At 56.5% G+C, this 23,183-nt stretch carries 24 protein-coding genes and 1 pseudogene; 4 read left to right on the top strand and 21 right to left on the bottom strand.

Features of this window, described 5'->3' with window-relative positions:
• Nucleotides 1–5: 5 nt before the first annotated feature.
• Nucleotides 6–180: pseudogene (locus GNG26_RS22515) on the bottom strand (AbrB/MazE/SpoVT family DNA-binding domain-containing protein); the annotation flags it as partial.
• Nucleotides 181–312: 132 nt separating this feature from the next.
• Here GNG26_RS22515 and GNG26_RS11015 point away from each other — a divergent pair.
• Together GNG26_RS11015 and catA are read left to right on the top strand one after the other, a co-directional pair.
• Nucleotides 313–1,269, top strand: coding sequence for a sensor domain-containing diguanylate cyclase (locus GNG26_RS11015; RefSeq protein WP_156238698.1), 957 nt, complete (start codon nt 313–315; stop codon nt 1,267–1,269).
• A 178-nt stretch (nt 1,270–1,447) separates the two neighbouring features.
• On the top strand, nt 1,448–2,110 hold the full coding sequence (gene catA / locus GNG26_RS11010; RefSeq protein ID WP_156238697.1) for a type A chloramphenicol O-acetyltransferase: 663 nt from the start codon (nt 1,448–1,450) through the stop codon (nt 2,108–2,110).
• Nucleotides 2,111–2,284: 174 nt separating this feature from the next.
• Here the strand turns inward: catA and GNG26_RS11005 are convergent, their stop codons facing one another.
• The 7 genes from GNG26_RS11005 to GNG26_RS10975 form a co-directional block, all read right to left on the bottom strand.
• On the bottom strand, nt 2,285–2,602 hold the full coding sequence (locus tag GNG26_RS11005) for a YebG family protein (RefSeq protein ID WP_103824413.1): 318 nt from the start codon (nt 2,600–2,602) through the stop codon (nt 2,285–2,287).
• Between the two features lie 111 nt (nt 2,603–2,713).
• Nucleotides 2,714–3,349: a glutaredoxin 2 gene (grxB, locus tag GNG26_RS11000; protein ID WP_103824414.1), complete on the bottom strand. Its 636-nt coding sequence runs from the start codon at nt 3,347–3,349 to the stop codon at nt 2,714–2,716.
• 88 nt (nt 3,350–3,437) lie between these two features.
• The gene (locus GNG26_RS10995; RefSeq protein ID WP_114387085.1) at nt 3,438–3,851 is read right to left on the bottom strand and encodes a DUF6691 family protein; all 414 of its coding nucleotides are present in this window, start codon (nt 3,849–3,851) and stop codon (nt 3,438–3,440) included.
• A gap of 9 nt (nt 3,852–3,860) precedes the next feature.
• On the bottom strand, nt 3,861–4,292 hold the full coding sequence (locus tag GNG26_RS10990; RefSeq protein ID WP_156238696.1) for a YeeE/YedE family protein: 432 nt from the start codon (nt 4,290–4,292) through the stop codon (nt 3,861–3,863).
• Nucleotides 4,282–4,584, bottom strand: a complete 303-nt coding sequence (locus tag GNG26_RS10985) for a metalloregulator ArsR/SmtB family transcription factor (protein ID WP_327061351.1) — start codon at nt 4,582–4,584, stop codon at nt 4,282–4,284. Before GNG26_RS10985 ends, GNG26_RS10990 begins: the two co-directional genes overlap by 11 nt.
• Nucleotides 4,585–4,734: 150 nt before the next feature.
• The gene (locus GNG26_RS10980; RefSeq protein WP_103824417.1) at nt 4,735–5,076 is read right to left on the bottom strand and encodes a hypothetical protein; all 342 of its coding nucleotides are present in this window, start codon (nt 5,074–5,076) and stop codon (nt 4,735–4,737) included.
• Between the two features lie 82 nt (nt 5,077–5,158).
• On the bottom strand, nt 5,159–5,914 hold the full coding sequence (locus GNG26_RS10975; RefSeq protein WP_156238694.1) for a DeoR/GlpR family DNA-binding transcription regulator: 756 nt from the start codon (nt 5,912–5,914) through the stop codon (nt 5,159–5,161).
• A gap of 86 nt (nt 5,915–6,000) precedes the next feature.
• Here GNG26_RS10975 and GNG26_RS10970 point away from each other — a divergent pair, with 86 nt between their 5' ends.
• Together GNG26_RS10970 and tam are read left to right on the top strand one after the other, a co-directional pair.
• The gene (locus tag GNG26_RS10970) at nt 6,001–6,585 is read left to right on the top strand and encodes an NUDIX domain-containing protein (protein WP_156238693.1); all 585 of its coding nucleotides are present in this window, start codon (nt 6,001–6,003) and stop codon (nt 6,583–6,585) included.
• An 87-nt stretch (nt 6,586–6,672) separates the two neighbouring features.
• Nucleotides 6,673–7,431 (top strand): trans-aconitate 2-methyltransferase, encoded by a 759-nt coding sequence (tam, locus tag GNG26_RS10965; protein WP_156238692.1) that lies wholly within the window; start codon nt 6,673–6,675, stop codon nt 7,429–7,431.
• Here the strand turns inward: tam and GNG26_RS10960 are convergent, their stop codons facing one another.
• The 13 genes from GNG26_RS10960 to sad form a co-directional block, all read right to left on the bottom strand.
• Nucleotides 7,432–8,622 carry a cytochrome c biogenesis protein/redoxin gene (locus tag GNG26_RS10960; RefSeq protein ID WP_156238691.1) on the bottom strand — a complete coding sequence of 397 codons (1,191 nt, stop codon included), beginning with the start codon at nt 8,620–8,622 and terminating at the stop codon, nt 7,432–7,434.
• Between the two features lie 539 nt (nt 8,623–9,161).
• A complete protein-coding gene (locus tag GNG26_RS10955) occupies nt 9,162–10,463 on the bottom strand; it encodes an ATP-binding protein (protein ID WP_156238690.1) in 1,302 nt (433 codons plus the stop codon).
• On the bottom strand, nt 10,460–11,200 hold the full coding sequence (locus tag GNG26_RS10950) for a response regulator (protein WP_156238689.1): 741 nt from the start codon (nt 11,198–11,200) through the stop codon (nt 10,460–10,462). Before GNG26_RS10950 ends, GNG26_RS10955 begins: the two co-directional genes overlap by 4 nt.
• Before the next feature lie 48 nt (nt 11,201–11,248).
• Nucleotides 11,249–12,244, bottom strand: coding sequence for an alpha/beta fold hydrolase (locus GNG26_RS10945; RefSeq protein WP_156238688.1), 996 nt, complete (start codon nt 12,242–12,244; stop codon nt 11,249–11,251).
• A gap of 151 nt (nt 12,245–12,395) precedes the next feature.
• Nucleotides 12,396–13,310 carry a bestrophin family protein gene (locus GNG26_RS10940; protein WP_103824423.1) on the bottom strand — a complete coding sequence of 305 codons (915 nt, stop codon included), beginning with the start codon at nt 13,308–13,310 and terminating at the stop codon, nt 12,396–12,398.
• A 232-nt stretch (nt 13,311–13,542) separates the two neighbouring features.
• Nucleotides 13,543–14,994, bottom strand: coding sequence for a tagaturonate reductase (locus GNG26_RS10935; protein WP_156238687.1), 1,452 nt, complete (start codon nt 14,992–14,994; stop codon nt 13,543–13,545).
• 166 nt (nt 14,995–15,160) lie between these two features.
• Nucleotides 15,161–16,126: a sensor domain-containing diguanylate cyclase gene (locus GNG26_RS10930; protein ID WP_156238686.1), complete on the bottom strand. Its 966-nt coding sequence runs from the start codon at nt 16,124–16,126 to the stop codon at nt 15,161–15,163.
• Nucleotides 16,127–16,177: 51 nt separating this feature from the next.
• On the bottom strand, nt 16,178–17,170 hold the full coding sequence (locus GNG26_RS10925) for a sensor domain-containing diguanylate cyclase (protein ID WP_156240170.1): 993 nt from the start codon (nt 17,168–17,170) through the stop codon (nt 16,178–16,180).
• A gap of 181 nt (nt 17,171–17,351) precedes the next feature.
• Nucleotides 17,352–18,803 (bottom strand): GGDEF domain-containing protein, encoded by a 1,452-nt coding sequence (locus tag GNG26_RS10920; protein WP_156238685.1) that lies wholly within the window; start codon nt 18,801–18,803, stop codon nt 17,352–17,354.
• Between the two features lie 162 nt (nt 18,804–18,965).
• Nucleotides 18,966–19,892 carry a glutaminase B gene (gene glsB / locus GNG26_RS10915; RefSeq protein WP_156238684.1) on the bottom strand — a complete coding sequence of 309 codons (927 nt, stop codon included), beginning with the start codon at nt 19,890–19,892 and terminating at the stop codon, nt 18,966–18,968.
• 63 nt (nt 19,893–19,955) lie between these two features.
• Nucleotides 19,956–21,533, bottom strand: coding sequence for a methyl-accepting chemotaxis protein (locus GNG26_RS10910; protein ID WP_103824429.1), 1,578 nt, complete (start codon nt 21,531–21,533; stop codon nt 19,956–19,958).
• Nucleotides 21,534–21,597: 64 nt separating this feature from the next.
• Nucleotides 21,598–21,798 carry a hypothetical protein gene (locus GNG26_RS10905; RefSeq protein WP_156238683.1) on the bottom strand — a complete coding sequence of 67 codons (201 nt, stop codon included), beginning with the start codon at nt 21,796–21,798 and terminating at the stop codon, nt 21,598–21,600.
• A 2-nt stretch (nt 21,799–21,800) separates the two neighbouring features.
• Complete coding sequence (sad, locus tag GNG26_RS10900; protein WP_156238682.1) at nt 21,801–23,183, bottom strand: succinate-semialdehyde dehydrogenase; 1,383 nt, start codon at nt 23,181–23,183, stop codon at nt 21,801–21,803.

The following is a 23,183-nucleotide window of genomic DNA, read 5'->3' as shown; positions in this document are numbered from 1 at the left end:
TAAAAGGCGGGCGTTTTCTCCATCTTCGCGAACGAGTCCCAGGTCGGCCGGACGGGGCGCAGAATGATGCTGTACCTTTTTCTGATGATCTCCAATTCGCCCCCCCCCCTCAAAATCCATTTCGCGGAACAAGCAGATGGCGCGGTTGTTGCCATTTTTAAAAATGGATACGGTTCTCAAGCTGACAAGGCCCGACAGAAACAGATATCAGTGTCCAGACAGGCGGGTAATTTCTGCTTATCCTATACTCAGCTAAAGAATATTGTGGTGTAGATGAAAACATCAAAAACGCGCATAAGTCGTTGAGGTTCTATGAAATTCCCCGGCATACCGGAAAATGAAGAAGAAAGACTAAAGTCGCTTTATCTCGCAGACCTGCTTGATACCAGAGACGATGAGCGTTTTGATCGTCTTACCCGGCTTGCCAGGCGAATCTTTCAGGTACCTGTGGTCCTGATAAGCCTGCTGGATCGCGAGCGACAATGGTTGATTGCATGCGAGGGTCTCGGTGTCCGGGAAACGCCACGTAATATCTCATTCTGTGGGCATGCCATTTTGCAGGATGGCGCTTTTATCGTTAACGATGCATCTGTTGATGAGCGTTTTCATGATAATCCCCTGGTCACCGGTGAACCTTACATCAGATTTTACGCTGGCTACCCGGTGCATCTGCCTGACGGAAAAGTGGCAGGTACGCTTTGCCTCATTCATATCCTCCCTCGCAGCTTTAACGACGAGGATATTGCTTCACTCAAGGATCTGGCCTTCATTGTTGAGGATGAATTTCAGGTCATCGGCATGGCGATGACCGACAGCCTGACCGGAATAGCTAATCGGCGGGGTTTTTACCGGACAGGAGAAAAACGGTTCCGCACCCTCACTGAGCGTAATACACCGTTCAGCCTTATCTTTTTTGATCTGGATAAATTCAAACCTATCAACGATCTTTGGGGGCATGCTGAAGGCGATGAGGTTCTGAAAGTCTTCTCAGGACTGTTGTTTCAGTTCCTGAAGCCCGGCGATATTGCCGGTCGGCTGGGTGGAGACGAATTCGCCGTGCTCATTACCACCCGGAGCAGTACGGAGGATTTTTTGCATGCGCTTCGTCGGGGGGTTGACGATTACAACCAAAAATCAGGTAAACCGTACAATATCAATTACTCTTCTGGCATTCTGCACAATGATCAGGGCCAGTATTCGTCGCTTGACGAAATGATCAAAAAAAGTGACGAAGTGATGTACTCAGTGAAGCGCAGGAAACAGCTTTAAGAGGAGCGCTTTGCGCAGCAATGTTTAAGGTACCGTCGCAGTCACCGCTCTTCTTAACGTAACTGGCAATCAGCCTCACTTTACCGATGCATATCAGCGTGATAATGAGATATGCTGGTTTATCATGGAAAAATCTTACGCTGAACGCTGAATTACATCGCTAATCAAAGGGTTAAAAATGAAAAAAACAATCCCAGACTATACGCCTGTTGACTTATCTCGTTGGGCCAGGAAGGAGCATTTTGCCGTATTTCAGTCTTTTGCTCAGAGCACCATTAACCAGACTGTTAATTTAGACATCACCGATCTGCTGAAACATATTAAAGTCGTGGGCTGGAAGTTTTACCCTACTATCATCTCCATCATTTCTGAAGTCGTAAACAGGCATACCGAGTTTCGTATGGCCATGAAAGACGATGAGCTGGTTATATGGAAGGAAGTTTATCCAAGCTACACCATTTTTCATAATGAAACGGAGACGTTTTCATCATTATGGAGTCATTACGATGGCAATATGGAGCGCTTCCAAAAAACCTATTCTGAGGATGTTGCACGCTACGGGAATAACCTTTCTTACTGGCCTAAGGGCGAGTCACCGGACAATATATTTTTCGTGTCGGCTATTCCGTGGGCAACGTTTACCAGTTTCAATGTCAACGTTGCAAACATGAAGAACTTTTTCGCGCCCATGTTCACCTTTGGCAAATACTACGAACAGGATGGAAAGACCTTGTTGCCTCTCGCCGTTCAGGTCCATCATTCCGTTTGCGATGGTTTCCATCTGGCAAGACTGTTTAATGAAATACAAGAGATAATGAGCGACTTACCGCACCGTGCTTAAACGGGCCACTTCTGTTATTGAGCGAGGAACAGGCATCAGCGATGACGATTACGTTAATGCCCTGCCTGTTTCCTGCCTTCCTCACCACATCCGCCCACCTGAGCCGGGCATATGGCAAAAAAAAACGCGAGCAGTTTCCCACTCGCGGCGACAGGATCAGCGATGATGTATTGATCAGGCAGCTTTGACTGCTCTGATTTTTTTACTGCTACTTTCATCTGACGCTGCTTTCTCTGCTGCTGTTGCGGCATTGAGATCGGGAAGTTTGCTGGTACGCAGAATATGCTGCACGGCCTCTTTCTGCTCGGCGAGATAGAGCCCCAGATTTTCAGCCTGCGTTTCATCCATCTGCATGTCACTTTGCACCAGCCAGTCGGTAAACGCTTCTGCGAGGTCGAGCAGTTTGTCGTGAGCGTCAGCCTCTTTCTTACTGGCAAATGTCATTTTCTCTTCACCTTTTCTTACGACAACATATTTTGTTTCAACAGCCATTATGCACCCCCTATACTGTAATTATATACAGTATAGCACTTCCTTGTTTGTGTTGCAGCCAAAAATGCGCTGGATAAACTTGCTTATGTTCAGGGGGCGAGCCCCCTTCAATTACAATGCCTTATCGGTAAACAGCGGTACGTTACAGGATGTCGCAACGTGGTCCAGATAGTCGCTCAGGTAGTCCGGATACGGGAAGCCTTTCACAATCGTCAGCGAGTTCAGCACCGGGAAAAGATAAAAATCGGTGATGCTTATCGGGTGTCTGGCACGCAGATAGGGCTCGATTTTAGCCAGCTCATCCACCAGCGTATCGATAAAGGCCTGACTATTCGCCATTAATGCCTCCAGATCGCCAAACGCTTTTATCTCACGCTGGGTATAGGCTTCGCGCGCGGCTGGGGTGGACAGCTCTTTAAAATCCGCTCGGGTAAAACGTGGGATCGCCAGGTTAAAGACGGTGCGCGTGTTCTCTTTGCACCAGGCCTCAATCAGGGGATCGCATTCACCCTTGATGACCGGCGCCCCATTAAGCTCATCGACATAATGGACGATATCCATGCTTTCCGGCATGTAAACGCCCGCTTCTTTTTGCAGGATCGGCACGACCTTTCTGCCCACCATACGGGTTGGCGTTTCGACATCCCCTTCCATTATCACGCCCAGCTCGAAGGGCACCTTTTTAAGACCAAAGATCATTCTCGCGCGGATACAGAACGGGCAATGCTCATACACATAAAGTTTCATAGCGCTCTCTTTCTCTAAACAGATGGATGATGGGATGAATTACCTGACAGGATCGGGCAAATCGGGTCAAGGTTTCCAGCCTAATTTCTTACGCTGGCCGGGCTTTGTTCACGATCCACATTCCGGCCAGCATCGACAACACAAACAGCACACCCTTCCCTGCGCCCGCCCCCAGTAAGACCAGGGCCGGTCCGGGACAAATACCCGCCAGTCCCCAACCCAGGCCGAACAGGATGGCGCCCACCAGCAGCGCGCGGTCTACGGTGTTATTCTCCGGCAGTCGGATCGGCGCCCCGCAAAACGACGTTTGTCTGCCTTTAGCTAACCTGAAGCCGACTATCCCCACCGCAATCGCCCCAAGCATCACGAAGGCAAGAGAGGGATCCCAGGGCTGAGAGAGGTTCAGAAAGCCAAGCACCTTATCGGGATTTGCCATCCCGCTTATCAGCAAACCCACGCCAAAAATCAGGCCACACAGAAACGCGGCAATGACCATTAACATATCTCCTCCTTAACCGAGCCAGAAACCGGTCAGCGTTGCGGTAACAATGCCGACAGCCATAAAGGTCAGCGTGGCCGCCAGGGAGCGTCTGGAAAAACGCGACAGCCCGCAGACGCCATGCCCACTGGTACACCCGGATCCCAGACGCGTCCCGGCGCCCACCAGCATGCCCGCCACGATAATCAGCGGCCACGAGGTATGAACCGTTATCTCAGGTAAGGGAAAGAAAAGGCTGAACAGCAGAGGTGAAGCGATAAGACCGACTAAAAAGGCTATCCGCCAACCCTCTTTACGGGTCTGTTTCGTTAGCATCCCCGCCACAATGCCGCTGATCCCGGCGATTCGCCCGCAGAAGTGAATCAGCAGTATGGCGGCAAGCCCGATTAATACCCCGCCCGCGAGGCTACTCAGTGGCGTGAAGTGAGAGAAATCAACGCTCATGATCGACACCTTTCTGTGGGCAATAGAGGTCATATAAGGTGTTCAGCAGCGTGAAGATCCGCGGATCCTCAATCCGGTAGAAAATCTGTTTACCTGTACGTCGGGTCTCCACCAGCTTTAAACGCCGCAACACCCCCAGCTGCTGGGACAGCGTAGGCTGACGGATCCCCACCGCCTCTTCAAGCTGCGCAACGTTCGCTTCCCCCTGACTTAACTGACACATCAACAGCAGTCTGTCCGCATTGGACAAACCGCGCAAAAGCTCCGCAGCCCCCAGTGCCGCCTGTTTCATTGCATCCTGAATATCGCTATTTGTAGTCACGATATGCCCCATCAATATACATATTTATATAATGTATTTTAGTATATTGTTTGCCGGGACGCATAGCAAAAAAACCGGCAGATGGCAGCCGGTAGTTTTTCTTTCCCAGGTGGCCTGACCTTATAATTTCAGCTCAGGCACCAGCGCTTTTTTATCCGACATACAGGTTTGCCACGCTCTACCCGGTTCGCCGTTATCCAGCACCGACGAGGTACGATATTCTACGGTGCGGGTACGCTGATCGGGCCCCACATAGTCGATGGTCGTCCAGCGGGTGTCGGCGTCTTTGCCCTCGGCAGTGAGTTCGATAGTCTGGTTTTTCACAATCTCGGCGCACTCTTTCGCCGCGGCCTCGACTTTACGAAACTTCTTTTCTTCGGGCGAAGTGCCCTCACCGGACATGGACATACAGCCGGTGAAGAGTAAACAGGCAAGGGATATAAGGCTGATTTTTTGCAGCATCACGTAGTCCTTAGTAATGAACAGGTTACTGCAAAAGCGTAGCTTATACGGCTGCGCTCTTCCTGCGATTAGCATTTTCGCGTCACGCTTTAACAACCGACACGCCCTGCCCGACCACCGCCTCAACCCAGCGACTGTCAGTATCCGGTTCAACCACCACGGTATTGATAAGCGAAAGCCCGCCAATCAGGAAGGGTGAAGCGGTATTAATCTTCTCCGGCGACGCCAGTACCACCGTTTCGGCGGCCCTGCCGGAAAATGCGCGTTTGATGCACGCTTCTTCATAATCACCGGTGGTTAACCCCGCTTCCGGATGAATACCGGTTACCCCCATGAAAAAGAGATCTGCATGGATACGTTCGATACCCTCAATCGCGGCGGCTCCCACCGTGACGATAGAGTGGCGGAACAAACGCCCGCCAATCAGGATCACCTCAACCCGGGGATGGTCCACCAGCGCCAACGCAATACCGGGACTGTGGGTGACCGCCGTAAAGGAGAGATCCGTCGGCAAGCAGCGAACCAGCTCGGTCGTGGTCGTCCCGCCATCAATGATCACCACCTGTCCCGGTGAGATAAGCTCAACCCCCTTCTGCGCCACCCGCTTTTTGGCGTCAATGCCAAGGTGGCTGCGCTCGGCAAAGCTGGATACCGCTTTTGATGCCGGCAGCGCGCCGCCATGCACCCGCTGTAAACGCCCCTCGGCTGCCAGCTCGCGCAGATCCCGGCGAATGGTATCTTCCGACACCTGAAATTCGATGCTGAGGGTTTTAGAGAGCACCTCTCCTTCGGTATTCAGTTTTTCAAGGATCAGCTGTTTGCGTTGACGGGTGAGCATGAGGGATTCCTGAGGTTGCATGTTTGATCTTGATATTGCACGAACGTGCAGACTATGATGGTCACTCTACCTATACAGGAGGCATCGTGCAATCAACTCGTGCAGAAGTACGCATTCTCAACAGCAAAACGCTGTCAGATGACTGGTACACACTCAAAAAATATACCTTCGATTTGCGCCGTCGCAACGGAGAGTGGCAGCGTCAGAATCGCGAAGCCTACGATCGGGGAAACGGTGCAACCATCCTGCTCTATAACCGAGAGAAACAAACGGTGATCCTCACCCGCCAGTTTCGCTTTCCGGTCTATATAAACGGTCACGACGGTTACCTGATCGAAACCGCCGCAGGCCTGCTTGATAATATGGCCCCGGAAAAGCGCATCAAAGCCGAAGTGGAAGAAGAGACCGGCTATCAGATTGACCAGGTGGAGAAGGTGTTCGAAGCCTTTATGAGCCCCGGCTCCGTCACCGAGAAGCTCTATTTTTACATCGCGGAATATCACGCAGGGGATCGCACCGGCGCAGGAGGCGGTATCGAGGCCGAAGGTGAAGATATCGAAGTGCTGGAATGGCCCATTGAACAGGCGCTCAGGGCTATTGATGACGGCATTATCGTTGACGGCAAAACCATCATGCTTCTCTACCACGTTGCCCTGAAGAAGATCGTCTAGCATCCGCGCACCGACAGAAAGGGATTTCTGTCATGTCTGAAACCTCATCATCTACACTTCAGAAAAGAGCAAACTGGAGATGCCCGCATGACCGACTGGAACCCTGGCCTGTATCTGCAATATGGCGCGGAGCGCACCCGTCCCGCCTTAGAGTTGCTGTCCCGGATTGCGCTGGATAACGTTACCGATGTGGTCGATCTCGGCTGCGGACCGGGCAACAGCACGGCGCTGTTGCAGCAGCGCTGGCCCACGGCGCAGATAACCGGCGTCGATACCTCGCCCGCCATGCTCACAGAAGCCAGAGCCGCCCTGCCAGGGTGTCGGTTTATTGAGGCGGATATTCGCCACTACCGTCCCGAACGCACCCTGAACATGGTTTACGCCAATGCTTCCTTGCAGTGGGTAGAGAATCACTATGAACTGCTGCCGCATCTGGTCTCAATGCTGAAACTGCACGGCGTACTGGCTATCCAGATGCCGGATAACGACCTGGAGCCCACCCACGTGCTGATGCGTGAGGTGGCGTTTGAACAGGATTATCCGGATCGCGGCCGGGCAGCGCTCCCCGGCGTCCATGCCTATTACGATATTCTGGCCGAAGCGGGCTGCGAGGTGGATATCTGGCGTACGACCTATTATCACCAGATGGCCTCCCACCAGGCGATCGTCGACTGGGTAAGCGCCACCGGCCTGCGTCCGTGGCTTCAGGATCTCAATGAGAGTGAGCAGCAGCGCTATCTGCATCGCTATCATCAGCTGCTGGAGGAGCAGTATCCGCTCCAGGAAAATGGGCAGATACTGCTGGCCTTTCCGCGGCTGTTTATCATCGCCCGACGCGCACCGTAGCTACGCTTTTGCCTCTTTCAGCAGCTGCTGGATCACCTGCTCCTGTTTGTCAGTATTCCCTTCGCCGAAAGAGGCGTAACGCAGTTGCCCTTTGGCATCGAAGAAGTAGTGCGCAGGCCAGTAGCGATTGCCAAAGGCAGTCCAGATTTTATAGTTATTGTCAGTCACCACCCGATACGGCAGCTGCCATTTGTTAATGGCTTTTTGCACCGAGGCCAGCGGTTTCTCCCACGGATACTCCGGGGTATGGACGCCGATCACCACCAGACCCTGTGACGAATATTTGTTGGCCCAGTCGCGAACGTACGGCAGCGAGTGCTGACAGTTAATGCAGTCCCAGGTCCAGAAGTCGATCAGCACCACTTTGCCTTTTAACGACGCCGGGCTAACCGGCTCGCCGTTGAGCCATCCGGTACCACCTTCCAGAGAGGGCATCGCGCTGGTGGTGACTGGCTGTGCCACCGGCTGAAGCATCGGTGGAGTCTGGCTCCCTGGCGCCAGTTGCAGCAGCGTTTTCTCCAGCCGGTCGGCCAGCCCGTTTGCCCCCTGAAAGATGCTGTTAAGACCAAACGCCGTAAACGCGACGGACATCAGCATCACCACCCCCGCGGTTTTTCGCAGCCCCTCCATCAGGCCCGATTTGGCTTTCAGGCGGGCGATAAGCGCCTGCCCACTGAAGCCAAGCAGCGCGAGCATCACTGCACAACCGCTGCCATAGGCTGCCAGCAGGCTGCCGGTAGCAATCGGGTTATGTCCCGCGAGACTCAGGCTGAGAATAGCCCCTAACACCGGACCGGCGCAGGGCGACCACAGCAGCCCGACCGCCAGCCCGGCGAGCACCGCCGAGGCTAAGCCGCGGGTCGTGTTGCTCCGGGAATTGATCACATTGCCGAGGCGTAACGCTGGCCCGGCGATGCGCTGTGCAAAAGATGGGAAGATCAACGCCAGGGCGGCGAGACTCAGCAGTACCAGCGCCACCCAGCGTCCCACGATGGTGGCGCTGACCACCCAGTCACTGGCGACGGCGATCAGGCTGGCGACCAGGGTAAACATCATCACCATACCGCACAGCATAGCGACAAGCTGACGCCGCTGGCCGCGAAATCCGGCGAACAGCAGAGGAATAACGGGAAGCGTGCAGGGGCTGAGCAGACTGACCATGCCGCCTAAAAATGCGATCACGAGAAACATAAACACCTCACTTACCAGTTGATAGTGAGGCCATTACAGCGTGGGGATGTGTTTGCGTTGTGTGGGGGAATGGGGGTTTTTGTCAGGTGATGTATGGGCGTTGAGCGGAGATACACTGCGGTACAATTGGCATGATGAAGGGTACGGGTATACATGTGGCTACCGAAGTGGTTCCGTTCACCTTACGTTCCTTGCTTCTCTGTAAACCACGTCACCCGTGAACGTGCCAGGGGGGCTCGCCGCCTCCCCCCTGGCTACCCCGGCTCCCGGCAAAGAAAATCGCCGCGTTGCGGTGCCTTCGGCTTATTCCCTCCGGCTTTCGGGTCGGGGGCGATCCTACATCCATGTAGGTCGCCCCCTCTCGGCGCGTCCATGCGCCTCGCCCCGGCCTGCGGTCAACGCCTCAGCGATTTTCAGCCGGACACGGGCGTCGCTGTAAGTCTTTTAACCTACTGTAATGATACGATTGCTTTAACATCGCTAAGGCGGTGTTGTAGGCCGGGTAAGGCAACGCCGCCACCCGGCGATAGGGTAAAAACTTAAACCATCGGCAACGTTATCCGTGCGCAAAGCCCCCCTTCAGCCCGGTTCACCAACTGCAACTCCCCATTCAACTGCCCCGTAAGCTGAGCCGCTATCGCCAGCCCCAGCCCCGTCCCCCCGGTTTCCCGGTTACGGGAAGACTCCACCCGGTAAAAGGGCTGCAACACCGCCGCCAGCTCATGCTCCGGAATACCCGGTCCGTTATCCTCCACGGCAATCTGCACCCTGTTATCACCTGTCGTCAGCGTCACCTCTGCCTTATCGCCAAACTTCAGAGCGTTATCCAGCAGATTGGTGAGGATCCGGTGCAGCGCCTGCGGACGGGTTGCAAAAGGCACGTGCGTTCTCGCCGCCGAGAACTGCACGTTTTTGCCGGTATCGCTGTAGTCACAGACCAGCGTATCAATAAAGGTATAAAGATCGACATTACGAACCGGTTCAGGCGCCACGCCGGACGAGCGCGCGTAGTCTATCCCCTCGCGCACCAGGCGCGTCATGCTGTCCAGGTCCTGGGTAAGTTTGTCGCGCAGATCCGGCTGGTCGGCCATCTCCACGCGCAGCCGCATACGGGTAATGGGCGTCTGGAGATCGTGCGAAATAGCCGCCAGGATCTGCGCCCTCTCCTTCAGCGACGCCTGGATCCGCGCCTGCATGGCATTAAAGGCGCGCGCCGCCTGACGCACCTCCAGCGGCCCCTGCTCGGTGAGCGTCAGCGGATTGGGGCTGGTGGGTTCGAGCGTGTCCACCGCCCGGGTAAAGTGAGTAAAGGGCCGCACCACCTGGCGCACCGCCAGCCAGGCGCAGATCACCACTAATAAAAGCTGGATCACAAAGACCACCGGCAGCCAGCGGGCGACCGGGGGCATGCGGGGGGTGAGATCCAGCGTCAGCGGCGAGCCGTCGCTTAACGTCAGGTGGGCCTGAATGTGCGAAACCGGCCCCGGCACTGCCGTGAAGCGCAGCGGATAGTGGGTCGCGAGCGTCTCCGTCAGGGTCCGGACTGCATCCCGTGAACGGGCATCCGCCGGAGGCGCCCCCGGCTCACCTGGCCCCAACAGATAACGATAGTTGCCCCTCTCAAGACGCGGGAGCCACTGCGCCCGCTCGTTTGCCGGCAGTCGATCCAGAATCGCCACGCTGGTGGAAACATCATCTTCCAGATTGCCGAGCATCACGTGCCGGGCGCTGCTCATGCGCTCGGCCAGCACCAGCGTCAGGCTCAGACCATTGGCGAGCAGCAACCCCAGCAGGACAATCAGCAGCAGGCGGTAATGGAGCGAGCGCGGCCAGAGCCTCATTCTTTGGCCTCAACAATGCTGACGGGCATCGAAAAGACATAGCCTTCGCTACGCACTGTTTTTATATACAGTGGTGTGCGCGCATCCTCATTTAAGCGCTGGCGCACTCGGCTGACCAGGAGATCGATTGAACGTTCAAACAGCTCTGCATCCCGCCCTTGGGTGAAGTTAAGCAGCTGATCGCGGGTTAATACGCGCTGAGGATGATCGACAAATACCCGCAGCAGACGGTACTCCGCCCCGCTCAACGCCACGATGGTGCCGGTAGCATCCAGCAGATGACGGGCGCTGGTGTCGAGCTGCCAGTCGCCAAAGGCGATGATCCGCCTGGCTTCCGTCACCTGCAGATTGGGCGGCAGCGTGCGAAACCGGCGCAGTATCGCTTTGATCCGCGCCAGCAGCTCACGCGCCACAAAGGGTTTAACCACATAGTCGTCTGCTCCCATCTCGAGGCCCAGAATGCGATCCATATCGTCATGGCGCGCGGTCAGCATCAAAATCGGCAGATCCTTATGTTGACCGCTGCGCAGCTGGCGACAAAGCGTGAGGCCATCGTCCCCCGGCATCATGATATCCAGCACCACCATATCCACGGCCTGCCTGTCGAGCACGGCGCGCATCTCCTTGCCGTTGGCCGCACCCGTGGCGCGATAGCCGGACTTCACCAGGTAATCGACGATCAGCTCGCGTATATCTCTGTCATCATCCACGACAAGAATGTGATCGGTTGTCTCCACCCTAAGCTCCTGTTTTTCAGCGATGGGCAAAAAAATAGCATAGCTGGCTTATAACTTGTCCGCATCCACCACCGCTTTGACGAAATCCTGCGGATCTTCCTGGGCCGGATTGTGGCCGATATTGCCGGTAAAGGTGCGATGCTGATACTTGCCGGTGAATTTTGCCGCATACGCCGCAGGCTCCGGATGCGGTGCGCCGTTGTTATCACCTTCGATGGTGATGGTGGGCACGCTGATGGTCGGTGCGGCCGCCAGCTTCTGCTCATAGCTGTCGTAACGGCTTTCACCCCGCTCCAGCCCCAGACGCCAGCGATAGTTGCTGATGGTCACCGCCACGTGATCCGGGTTATCGAGCGCTTTGGCGCTGACGTTAAAGGTCGCATCGCTGAATTTCCAGCCGGGGGATGCCAGAGTCCAGATCAGTTTCGCAAAATCGTGGGTGTTGGCCGCATACCCCTTCTCACCACGCTCGGTGGCGAAGTAGAACTGATACCACCATTGCAGTTCGGCCTTCGGCGGCAACGGTTTCGCCCCCGCCTGCTGATTACCAATCAGATACCCGCTCACCGAAACCAGCGATTTCACGCGCTCAGGCCACAGCGCCGCCACAATATCCGCCGTTCTCGCGCCCCAGTCGTAACCGGCAAAGACCGCGCGTTTGATTTTCAGGGCGTCCATCAGGTTAATCACATCTTTCGCCATAGCCGCCGGTTGGCCATTACGCGGGGTGGTAGACGACAGGAAACGCGTGGTGCCAAAACCGCGGTTGTACGGCACGATCACTCTGTAGCCTTTTGCCGCCAGCGCGGGAGCCACCTGGGCATAGCTCTGAATATCGTACGGCCAGCCGTGCAGCAGGATCACCGGTTCGCCGTTTTTCGGCCCGATATCGACATAGCCAATATTCAGATCGCCTGCGTCAATCTGGTGGATCTGCTTAAAGGCCGCATGATAATCGCTGCCCGCCGCCTCGGCCTGACAGGCGGATACGGTGGCGAATGAGAGGGTTAAAGCCAGGGTTGAGTAAGCCAGTTTGTGCATCATGGTGATTTCTCCGGGTCAGTTATTCGACCCGCTTATCTCATCACCCTGATGTATGGCGAATGTGTGCAGATTTGGCCGTTTTGCAAGGCGGTGTATCGCGCTCGCGCGCAGATACACTGCGATACAAAAGTCGGCCTGATGACCCGGGAAATTACGTCAGCTGGTAATACTTGTCCGGCAATTTGCGCGCCGGGATCTCCTGCTCGTCGTTCATCTGCAATAAATCAATCTCCATCGCATTGCAGATGGCATCCAGCGGCAGGTCGTTATTCTCGACGCCGAACGGCTCTTCCAGCTCTTCCGCCAGGGTATCGAGCGAGATAAAGGTATAGGAAATCAATACCGAGACGAACGGCGTCATGTAATGCAGGTCGCTGACCAGCGCGAACGGCAGCATGATACAGAACAGGTAGACCGTACGGTGCAGAATCAGCGTGTAGGCGAACGGCACCGGGGTGTTGGCGATCCGCTCGCAGCCCGCCAGCACGGTGGACATATCATTCAGGCGAATATTCAGGCTGTGAAAGAGGATATCCGACAGTTCACCATTGCGGCGTCTTACCGCCAGCCACTCCCCCATAATCAGCAGGATGCGGTTCGCCGGGGAGCTGGAGTCCATCGCCGCTCGCAGGTTCTCTGCTGACAGGTATTTTGAGAGCTGGCCAGCCTGGGGCTGTTTGCGCAGGGTCATGCGCAGACAGTGAGCAAAGGCGATCTGCAGGCGGACAAACTCCCCTAACGCCGGATCCTCCGGCAGTGTGTTTTTCACTTCCCGGAACAGGGAGCGCGAGGCAATCATCAACTGCCCCCACAGCTGTCGCGCCTCAACATAGCGGGCGTAACAGGCGTTGTTTCGAAAACCGAGGAAGATTGCGATGGCGACCCCAAGAATGCTGAACGGCGCGACCGTCAGCCGGATGCCCAGCGAGGTATACCAGGGCAACATCAGGATCACCACGATGGAGAGCAAAAAATTGAGGAACAGGCGGGAAAAGATTTTGGTCAGCACGGAACCGTGCCAGACAAAAATAAGACGCAACCAGTGCTGTTGGGGTCGAACGATCATAGTCAGCTTCATCGGGAAAAAAGAGCGGTGACTATTAAACGTGATCGTTATCACGGTTGCAAGTATGTTAAAAAATGCTGTCGTTTTGCTAAGACTGATTAGACCGCACGGTGTTTCATTTCGGGAAAAGAAGAAGGGATTAAAGTATGTTGTAACTAAAGAAAGTAACCGGTCAGGGTAACCGATGCGGGTATTCCCCCTCTCCCGTCAGGAGAGAGGGACGCTCAATGGCTTAGCAGAGTGGTTTGACGGCAGCGCGCATGCCCTGATGCAGAATGGCATTCAGATCCTGCGCAACCTGTTCTACCAGCCCGCTCACCTGGGTCAGGTCCTGCTCCCAGTGCTCGCTGACGCTCAGCACCGCTGTCACCAGCTCACGCGTGCTGATCTGCTGGTCATGATGCTGCGTCCACAGCTGCTGGAAACGGGTTAACCAGTGCGCGTCATCCTGCACCGGATAACTTTCGCCGTTACGTTCCGCACGGTAGAAGGCAATCAGGGCCGCCAGCGCAAAGGTCAGGCGCGCCGGGAGCTTGCCGCTGGCCTGCTGCCCCGCCAGAAGCTGCGGCAGAATGCGGGTGCGGTACTTGGTCATGCCGTTCAGGGCTATCGACAGCAGTTGATGCTTGATATACGGATTGCGGAAACGGCCCGTTACCGCGCTGGCAAACGAGGCCAGCTCATCCCGCGGCAGATCCAGCACCGGAATAATCTCTTCATGAATCGCTTTTTCGACAAAGGCGCAGATTTCGGTGTCGTTCATCGCTTCACCCACGGTATCCAGCCCCGCCTGGAACGCCACCGGCACCAGCGCGGTATGTGCGCCGTTGAGGATCGCCACTTTGCGCTCTTTGTATGGCTTGATGTCATCAACAATCAGCACGTTCAGCGCCAGCTTATCGAGACGCAGCTCCTGCGCCAGCGATTTAGGCCCCTGGATCACAAAAAGATAGAAATGTTCAGCGGTATCGAGGAAGGCATCGTGATAGCCCAGAGAGGCTTCGAGCTCTGCCACTTCATCGCGCGGATAGCCGGTGACGATACGGTCCACCAGGGTAGAACAGAAGGTGTTGGCATCGTTGAGCCACTGGATAAAGGCCGCAGGCAGCGCCCACTCTTGGGCATAGCGCAGCACCAGCTCACGCAGGGCATCACCGTTGTAGTCAATTAATTCGCACGGCACGATCACCCAACCTTTATCGGCGGCCCCGTTGAAATGGCTGAAACGCTCGAACAGCAGGCGGGTCAGTTTTGCCGGATAGCTGACCGCAGGCGCATCCTCAAACTTATCCCCGGCGTGATAGCTGATCCCCGCTTCCGTGGTGTTAGAGAAGACAAAGCGCATCTCCGGGTTATGCGCCAGCTTCAGGAATTCATCGTACTGATCGTAAACGCTGATCTCACGGTTCACCGAGCGGATAAGACGCGCGTCGCTGACCGCTTCGCCCTGCTCGTTCAGGCCGCGAATGATGGTGGTATACAGGCCGTCCTGAGTGCTCAGCGAAGGCGGAAAATCGCTTTTGATGGGGCGCACAATCGCAATACCGGCATTCAGGTCGGTATGCTCGTTAAGCAGATCGATCTGCCAGTCAATAAACGCGCGCAGGAAGTTGCCCTCACCAAACTGAATGATACGTTCAGGATAGAGAGCACCGGGGAAATCACGACGGTTTAGTGTGTTCACAATGGGGTCCTTGTAATGATTAGTCATACAGCCTGATAAGATTGGTACGATAACTTATCAAACTTTACGACCACGAACCCCTGTTTTGATCAATTCCGGTGTGAATTGTGACAGGATCTATATGAATTTGTAGACCAGAACGCCTGCGGGGTTTACTCCTCCCTTCTCAACATCCGGTACCTCGCTGCTGTTTCATGGAGTACATCATCTGGTCGGCAGTGGCCAGCCAGCTCTTGAGATCGTCGCGGTCGTGATCGAACTCGCGCACGCCCCAGGAAAAGGAGAGCGCCCACGGATATTCGGCATGCTCGTTCCAGTTCGCCGCCTGTTCGGTAAGAAACTGCATGGCGATCCATGCCCCCTTTTCGTCGCTGTTGGCAAACAGAATGGCAAACTCATCTCCGCCGTAGCGCGACAGCACGTCGGCTTCACGAAAAGTGGAGCTCAGCAGACCGGCCATCGCCTTCAGGGCGTTGTCGCCATCTGTGCGGCCATAGCGGGCGTTTATCTGTTTAAAACGATCGAGATCCAGCCAGGCCAGGGTTAAAGGCTCAGCCCGACGGCGGGCAGCGCGAATGGCATAGGTCGCCAGATGATGAAAGCCCCGGCGGTTGTAGAGCCCGGTCAGCGGGTCAGTGATACTGGCGCTGGCGGCGGCAAACTCCGCTTCCACCAGTGCCGCCAGATCGGCCAGCGCCTCAATGTCAGAAGGCGAAAAAGGCCGTGGATAGTGATCGATAATACAGAGCGATCCCACCGCGGCCCCACCGGGCAGGCGCAGCGGATAACCCGCGTAAAAGCGGATAGGATCGTCGTCGGTGACCAGAGGGTTATCAGCAAAGCGGGTATCGTCCAGGGTATCGGGGATCACCAGCGGTGCATCGCTAAGGACGGTATGGCCGCAAAACGAGAGATTTCGCGGCAGGTTGGTCGGGTCGCCGCCATCGGTGGATTTAACGACCACAACGTGCTCGTCAACCAGGTTGATCATCGCCACCGGCACGCCAAACACGCGTCTTGCCAGCCGGGTGATGCGCGCGTAAGTCGGGTGATCTTCTGGTTCAAGCAGCCCGGATTCACGCAAGGCACTGAGACGCTTTGCTTCATTGCTGGGTAGTGAGGGTGATTTCATACGGGCTCCGTACGTCAGGCTTTTTAAAAGCTTAGCGCATCCTGAGGCGGGTCAGTGGGCAAAAATGCGGTTTTTACCATCGCGTTTAGCCTGATACAGTGCGGCGTCGGCAGCCTGTAACCAGTCTGTAACATTTCCCATCTCCCGGGTGGCGCAGGCAATGCCAATACTCATTGTGCAGTGGACTGCTTCTTCCGCGACGTCACCGATAACCGCTGCCGCATCCATAATGCGGGTAGCGACCACTCGCGCTTCGTCGAGGGTGGTATCCGGCAGCAGGATCACAAACTCGTCCCCGCCCAGTCGCGCCGGGGTGTCGCTCTGACGGCTGGCGATATGCAAGATTTGTGACACTGTCACTAAAAGCATATCCCCTACCTTGTGGCCGTAGCGATCGTTGACCTCTTTAAAGTTATCGATATCGATAAACATCAGCGCCGAATCGTGGCAGGTTTGCTGCAGTTTATGCAGCTCATGATCGATACGCTCCTCCAGCAGACGCCGGTTGGCAATGTCCAGCAGCGGGTCCATCATCGCAATGCGCTCCAGCTCGCGTGATTTAAAGCGCAGCCGCACGGCGATACTGTTGGTGAGCACGCTCAGCGCCACGGTATAGATAGCAATCAACGGCAGCGTGGCATAAAGAGTGCGCTGCGACACCCACGGCACCAGCGCCATTCCCTGCGACAGCCAGCTCCCCATAAAGACCGCCACCATCACCGCCCCGGCCTTTTTCATCAACGGGAAGCCACCCGCCGCCAGCCGGTCGGCAAGTAAGATAGTGGCAATGGCGACGGAAGGCAGCGGATTGACCGCCATCATGGCGATCCAGAAGCCGCCTGCCCCGGCGTCTAAAACCAGGTTCTGATGTTCGGTAAGGAGCGGCGTCGAAGAACGCCGGGCGCGCCACCAGGCCAAAGTTGGCCAGACAAAGGCGTTGAGAGCCAGCAATCCCATAAGCCAGACGGAACGTTGCTGTTCCAGCAGGACGGAAAGGATAGGAATAAAGCAGAGGAAGGTTCCAAGCATTCGCATCAGATACATGCGTTTGATAAACCGACTGCCAGGCACGCGAGGGGATTTACTGAGTCTGTCAGTTCCGTTCATCACACGATTTTTCCGATATAATCACCCTTTTATATTATTGACGTTGAAATTTTGTATCAAGGCATTTATCAGTTTCGTGAATATATGGTGAAGGGCCTCGTCGCGCCCTGGCAAACGATTACAGCTGTTCCGAAGGCGCTACCGCCTGTTCGGTAGTTTTTATCTCTGTCATTCGGGCGCTGGTACGATTTCGACCTGCTTTTTTCGAGCGATAGAGATAATCATCCGCTTCAGTCATCAGACGATTAAATACCTCTGTGAGCTGTGACGGCTCCGACCTTCCGCTGCCCAGACCAATACTGACGGTTAAAAACAGCGTCTGCCCCCGCCAGTTAAAGGGATGTTGTTCAACCGTGGTACGAATACGCTCCGCCAGAGCGTATGCCTGTCCGGCTGAAGCGGAGTTAACCACCACGGCAAACTCTTCGCCGCCCATTCGCGCCACCAGCCCTGCGTTACCTACCGTCTCCTGCACTTTGCGCGCAAAAGCGGCCAGAACGGTATCGCCACACTCGTGACCATAGTTGTCGTTGATGCTTTTGAAATAGTCGATATCCAGCAGCATGACGGTCAGCCGCGGGCTTTTGCGCTTCCCTTCAACATTTTTGAGCGCCTCATACAGCCCGGAGCGGGAGTAAACCTGAGTCAGATAGTCGTAATCGGCACGCAGGGAAACCTGGCGGATCAGAGAATTGATCGCCGCCATGCTGACCGAGACCATAACCGGGCAGATTGCCAGGGTGGCGATCCCCAGGCGGGCAGAGAACATCATCGGGGTTGTCAGCGGCGTGGTTGCCACGATGGTGATGATGGAGTTGCCAATCAGGGTGATCTCCACCGTCCCGGTGACAAAGGTCAACAGACAGGTTGCCGGCAGCGAATAGCGTACCGCGCACCAGATCAGCGCCGGCAGCGGAAACGCCAGCGCACCGGCCCCACCGATTGCGACCGAGGCCATCACCGAGATAATCAGTAACACCACCGGCATCAAATGACTGGCACGTATGGCCCGGTTGAACGTGGGCCAGGTCATGGTCAGCATACAGGGGACAATCAATACCCCGGTAGAAAACTGTTCGCTAAACCAGTCGGCGACCAGCGGCCAGAAGGCGCGACTGTCCACCCCGCCCGCCACCGCCGCCCCGAGCAGGGCGCTCAGCAGCGCAGCCAGCAGACAATAGTTAAACAGCCGCAGGGCATTCACCGGATCCGGGGTGCGGTTTTTCAGTTGCTTGTCGCGCTGGACCAACAGGGCTACGGTGACAATAAACACCATATTCGAGAGGTTAATGCCCAGCGAGGAGATGCCCCAGTCGGTGGTGATGGCGTCGTATACCAGCATGGCGATATAGGACATCACGTAATAGCGAGGCCGGTTCAGGTAAGCGTAGCGGGCAAACACCCCTGCCATCACGCCATTCAGCGGCCAGAACATCGACAGCGACTCCATCAGACGAAGCTGCGCGCCGATAAAATAGAACAGCGTGGTCAATACCACTATTCCCGCCGCGTTTCGGAACGGACTGTGCGGCTGAAAAAGTGTGAATGTTCTGGCGTGAGCAGAAGACATGCAATATCAATCCATAGGTTTGCTTTTAACATTGAATACACATCCACGCGGATGAATGTTAAAAGTTTGGGATTAATGTATATCACATTAAGGGGATAACTATCATCTTCCAGTTAGCAGTGCTTATCAATTGCGCCGTCAGCGTGACGGCACAGGCAGTGCTTAATAGACTGAACGCCCCAGCTGCTGAGTCAGGTGTTCCAGCGCCGTGACGCCCGCCAGGGAGTTCCCCGCGTCGTCCAGTTCAGGGCTCCAGACCGCAATCGCCATCTCGTGTGGCACGATCGCCACTACCCCACCACCTACCCCCGATTTGGCAGGCAGCCCCACCCGCCAGGCGAACTCACCGGCGTTCTGATACATCCCGCTTGTCGCCATCAACGCATTGACCTGCCGGGCCTGCATCGGCGTAACAACGGGCTCTGAGAGATGCGGGGCATAACCCTGAGCAGCCAGAAAAAGAAACGTTTTTGCCAGTTCGACACAGTTCATCTTCAGGGCGCAGTAGTGGAAGTAGTTTTGTAGCACTGTAGGCACGTCGTTATGGAAATTGCCGAACGATTTCATCAGCCAGGCGATCGCCGCATTGCGCGCCGAGTGTTCAAACTCCGAACGGGCAACGGCGGAATCGTAGCCGATATCGCTTACTCCGGAGAGCTGACGCACGATCTCCAGCATCCTCTGACGCGGTGCGCTCAGGCGGCTTTGCAGCATGTCGCACACCACCAGCGCCCCGGCGTTAATAAACGGATTACGCGGTTTGCCCTGTTCGATCTCCAGCTGCAACAGCGAATTGAACGGCTGACCAGAGGGATCTTTCCCTACCCGCTGCCAGATCTCATCCTCGTCATACTGACGCATCGCCGCCACCAGGCTCAGGACTTTCGAAATCGACTGAATGGAAAAACGCTCGGTGGCATCACCGGCCTGAAAGTGCTGCCCGTCCACCGTAGTGATGGCAATGCCGAGTTTGTTGCCATTGACCGAGGCCAGCGCCGGGATGTAATCGGCAACTTTACCCTTGCCCAACAGGGGGCGTACTTGCGCCAGAATGGCGTCCAGCATCTGATTATTGATGTTCGCAGCCATCGGTTGCTCCTTGCTCACAGGCCAAAAACGGCCTGCGAGTATAACAGAGGCTTATGGATGGCGTCAGGCAGGCAGTCGGAACCGCGAGACGGCCTGCAACAGCAGGCCCGATTCATCGTGCAGCCGTTGGGAGGCTTCGGAGGCGGTATTGACCAGCGCATCGGTCTGGCGAGCCACTTGGTTCAGCGCCTGAAGCTGGCTGGTCATACGGTGAATACTCTCGCCCTGGCTGAGGGTGGCAACGGAGATCTCATTCAGCAGACTGCAAAGATTACCCACCAGGCCAATCACCTGCTGGAGGTTATCCTCCAGCCGGGTGACGGCTTTCGAGCCATCCTCAATGCCCTGCAACGAGTGGTTGATCAGCTGCTGGATGGTCTGGGTCGAGTGGCTGCTTTTACGCGCCAGCAGGCCCACCTCCCGCGCCACCACGGCGAATCCACGCCCCTGGTTGCCAGCGTGGGCCGCTTCAATGGCCGCGTTCAGCGCCAGAATGTTGGTCTGGAACGCCACATTATCGATGATTGCCACAATGCCGCGCATCTCCGAAGAGCGCTCCACGATGGCCGCCATCGAGGCATTGACCGTCTCCATCATCCGGTCTCCCCCTGCCGCCATCTCCCGCGCCTCGTCCGCCCGTGAGCTTGCCAGTTTTGCGTAGCCGCTGTTTCCCTCGACGTGGGTTTCCAGCGCGGCAATATGCGCGGTCACCTCTTTCAACTCCTGCGCCTGACGCGCAGACTGCTGATAGAGATCCTGATTGCCCTGCGCCAGCGAGCCAATATTGGTCACCATCGAGGTGGTCGCCTCGCTGACCTGGGTCACCAGCTGTTGCAGGCCCTGTTGCAGCGTCTCCACGCTACCGCCCAGTTGCGCAATCTCGCGGTTAAACCGGGTCACGGTGGGTAGCGGCGAAGAGAGATCCCCCGCCGCCAGCAAATTAATATGGGCGATAAGGCGACGCAGCGGGACGATCACCCAGCGGGACATGGCAAACCACACCGCAACCGCAATCCCCAGCAGGACAACCGGGGCCAGCAGGAACAGCGATTGCAGGTCGGACAGGCTGGCGGTCAGCCGCTGTCGCCCCTCCGTGGCGCGCTGGGCGCTCGCCTGCTGATAGCGGGCATAGTTGTCATTAAAATCTGCCTGAAATGCCTGGGCAGGAACGGCAAAAAAGGCATCGATCGACTGACCGTTGACCAGCCCGTCGGCCTGCTCACGGATAGCGTCGAAAAACAACTGGTAGCTATTGAGCAGTGCTTCATCCTGCGGCGGGTTCATTGCCTGCCACGCCTGCCAGGCCTGCTGGGAATCACGTAGCGCCTGTTGCGCTTCGTCCATCAGGCTGTGCCAGCTGCCGTCGGATCCGGTCTCTTTATCCTGCATAAAATAAACCCCCGCGCGGTTAAGCAGATCGCTTGCCGCCAGCAACGAGATGCGGGCCTGATCGACCTTTGCCTGTTGCAGCCAGGCCATCTGATTGCGCTGTTCGTTGCGCTGGGCATCGCGCAGGGAGACGGAAAGTAAAACCGATGAAGAGATTTGCAACGCGGAAAAGAGGCCGATGATACAGAAGATCCCCGCCAACAAACCAAACTGCCGGGGAGTAATGCGGCGAAAAATTTGCATTAAGTTCATGATTTCTTCATTAACAATGACTTAGACGTGGGCGAGTCTACGCAGTGAAAATGACAGAACTATTTCAGAATGATGACAGACGCCCGGCGGCGCTTTGCTTGCGCGGGCCTACAGGTTTTGTAGGCCGGGTAAGCGCAGCGCCACCCGGCAAGAATACGGACTCAACGTCAAATCCTGCAGCGCCCGGCGGCGCTTCGCTTGCGCGGGCCTGCAGGTTTTGCAGGCCGGGTAAGCGCAGCGCCACCCGGCGGAACAATGGGCTCAAAGTTAAACCCGGTCTTTCCACACCGTCTGCACATTACAGAACTCATGCAGGCCAAAGTGTGACAACTCCCGGCCAAAGCCGCTCTTCTTCACCCCGCCGAACGCCACGCGGGCGTCGCTGGCGCTGTAGCCGTTGATAAACACCCCGCCGCATTCAAGCTGGCGGGCAAAGCGGTCGGCCAGCTCTGCACTGGCGGTAAAGACCGTCGCCGAAAGCCCAAAATCGCTGTCGTTAGCCAGGGCAAGCGCGTGTTCGGCATCGGTTGCTACGCTAATCGCCGCTACCGGACCAAACAACTCCTGACGAAACGCAGTCATCGCTGGGGTGACATTGCCCAGCACGGTCGGCGCATAGTAGTTCCCTGCCCCCGCTACCTTTTCGCCGCCCAGCAACAGGGTCGCCCCTTCGGCCAGCGTCGCCTGAACCTGCTGATGCAGCTCGTCGCGCAGATCGAAACGCGCCATCGGGCCGAGATAGTTCTCTTCGTTTTCAGGCGCGCCCATCTTCAGCGCCGCGGTGGCCTCGACAAAGCGACGGCTAAACTCATCGGCAACACCCGCCTCGACGATAAAGCGCTTGGCTGCCGCACACACCTGCCCGGTATTCTGATAGCGCCCGGTCACCGCCGCTTTCACCGCCAGATCCAGGTCGGCATCGTTGAGGACAATAAAGGGATCGGAACCCCCCAGTTCAAGGACGCATTTTTTCAGCGCGGCCCCGGCCTGGGCGCCAATGGCGGCCCCGGCACGCAGGCTGCCGGTCACGGTGACCGCCGCAATGCGCGGATCGGCGATCATCTGGCTCACCCCGTCGTTAGTGGCGTTCAGCTGACCAAACACCCCCTGCGGGAATCCGGCGTCGTTGAAGATCGCTTCAATCAGGTTCGCGGCGCCCAGCACGTTCGGGGCATGTTTCAGCAGATAGCTGTTGCCCGCCAGGATAATCGGTACCGCGCCACGGAGCACCTGCCAGAGCGGGAAGTTCCACGGCATCACCGCCAGCACTGGCCCCAGCGGGCGATACTCAATCACCGCGTCCGCCACCTGGGTTGCCTCGGTATTAAGCATGGCCGGGCCATGTTCAGCATACCAGTCGCAGAGACCGGCGGATTTCGCCACCTCCCCGCGCGCCTGGGCGATGGGTTTGCCCATTTCGCGCGTGATCATCTGCGCCATCTCTTCGCCACGGTTGCGCAGCGCGGCGCCCAGATCGCGTAGCTTTTGCGCACGCGCCGCCACCGGCACGCTGCGCCACTGGCGAAAAGCGGTATCGGTCTGTGCAAGGGCTTGTTCAACCTCGGTAGCGGTCGCCCAGGGCCAGACGGCCAGGGTTTCGCCGTTTGCCGGGTTAATGGACAGGGCATGGGTAGCAGAAGGTGTCGTCAT

Source organism: Leclercia sp. J807 (assembly GCF_009734465.1).
Taxonomy (GTDB): domain Bacteria; phylum Pseudomonadota; class Gammaproteobacteria; order Enterobacterales; family Enterobacteriaceae; genus Enterobacter.
The sequence above is the reverse complement of the archived record's forward strand: the minus strand, read 5'-3'. Positions and strand labels throughout refer to the sequence as shown.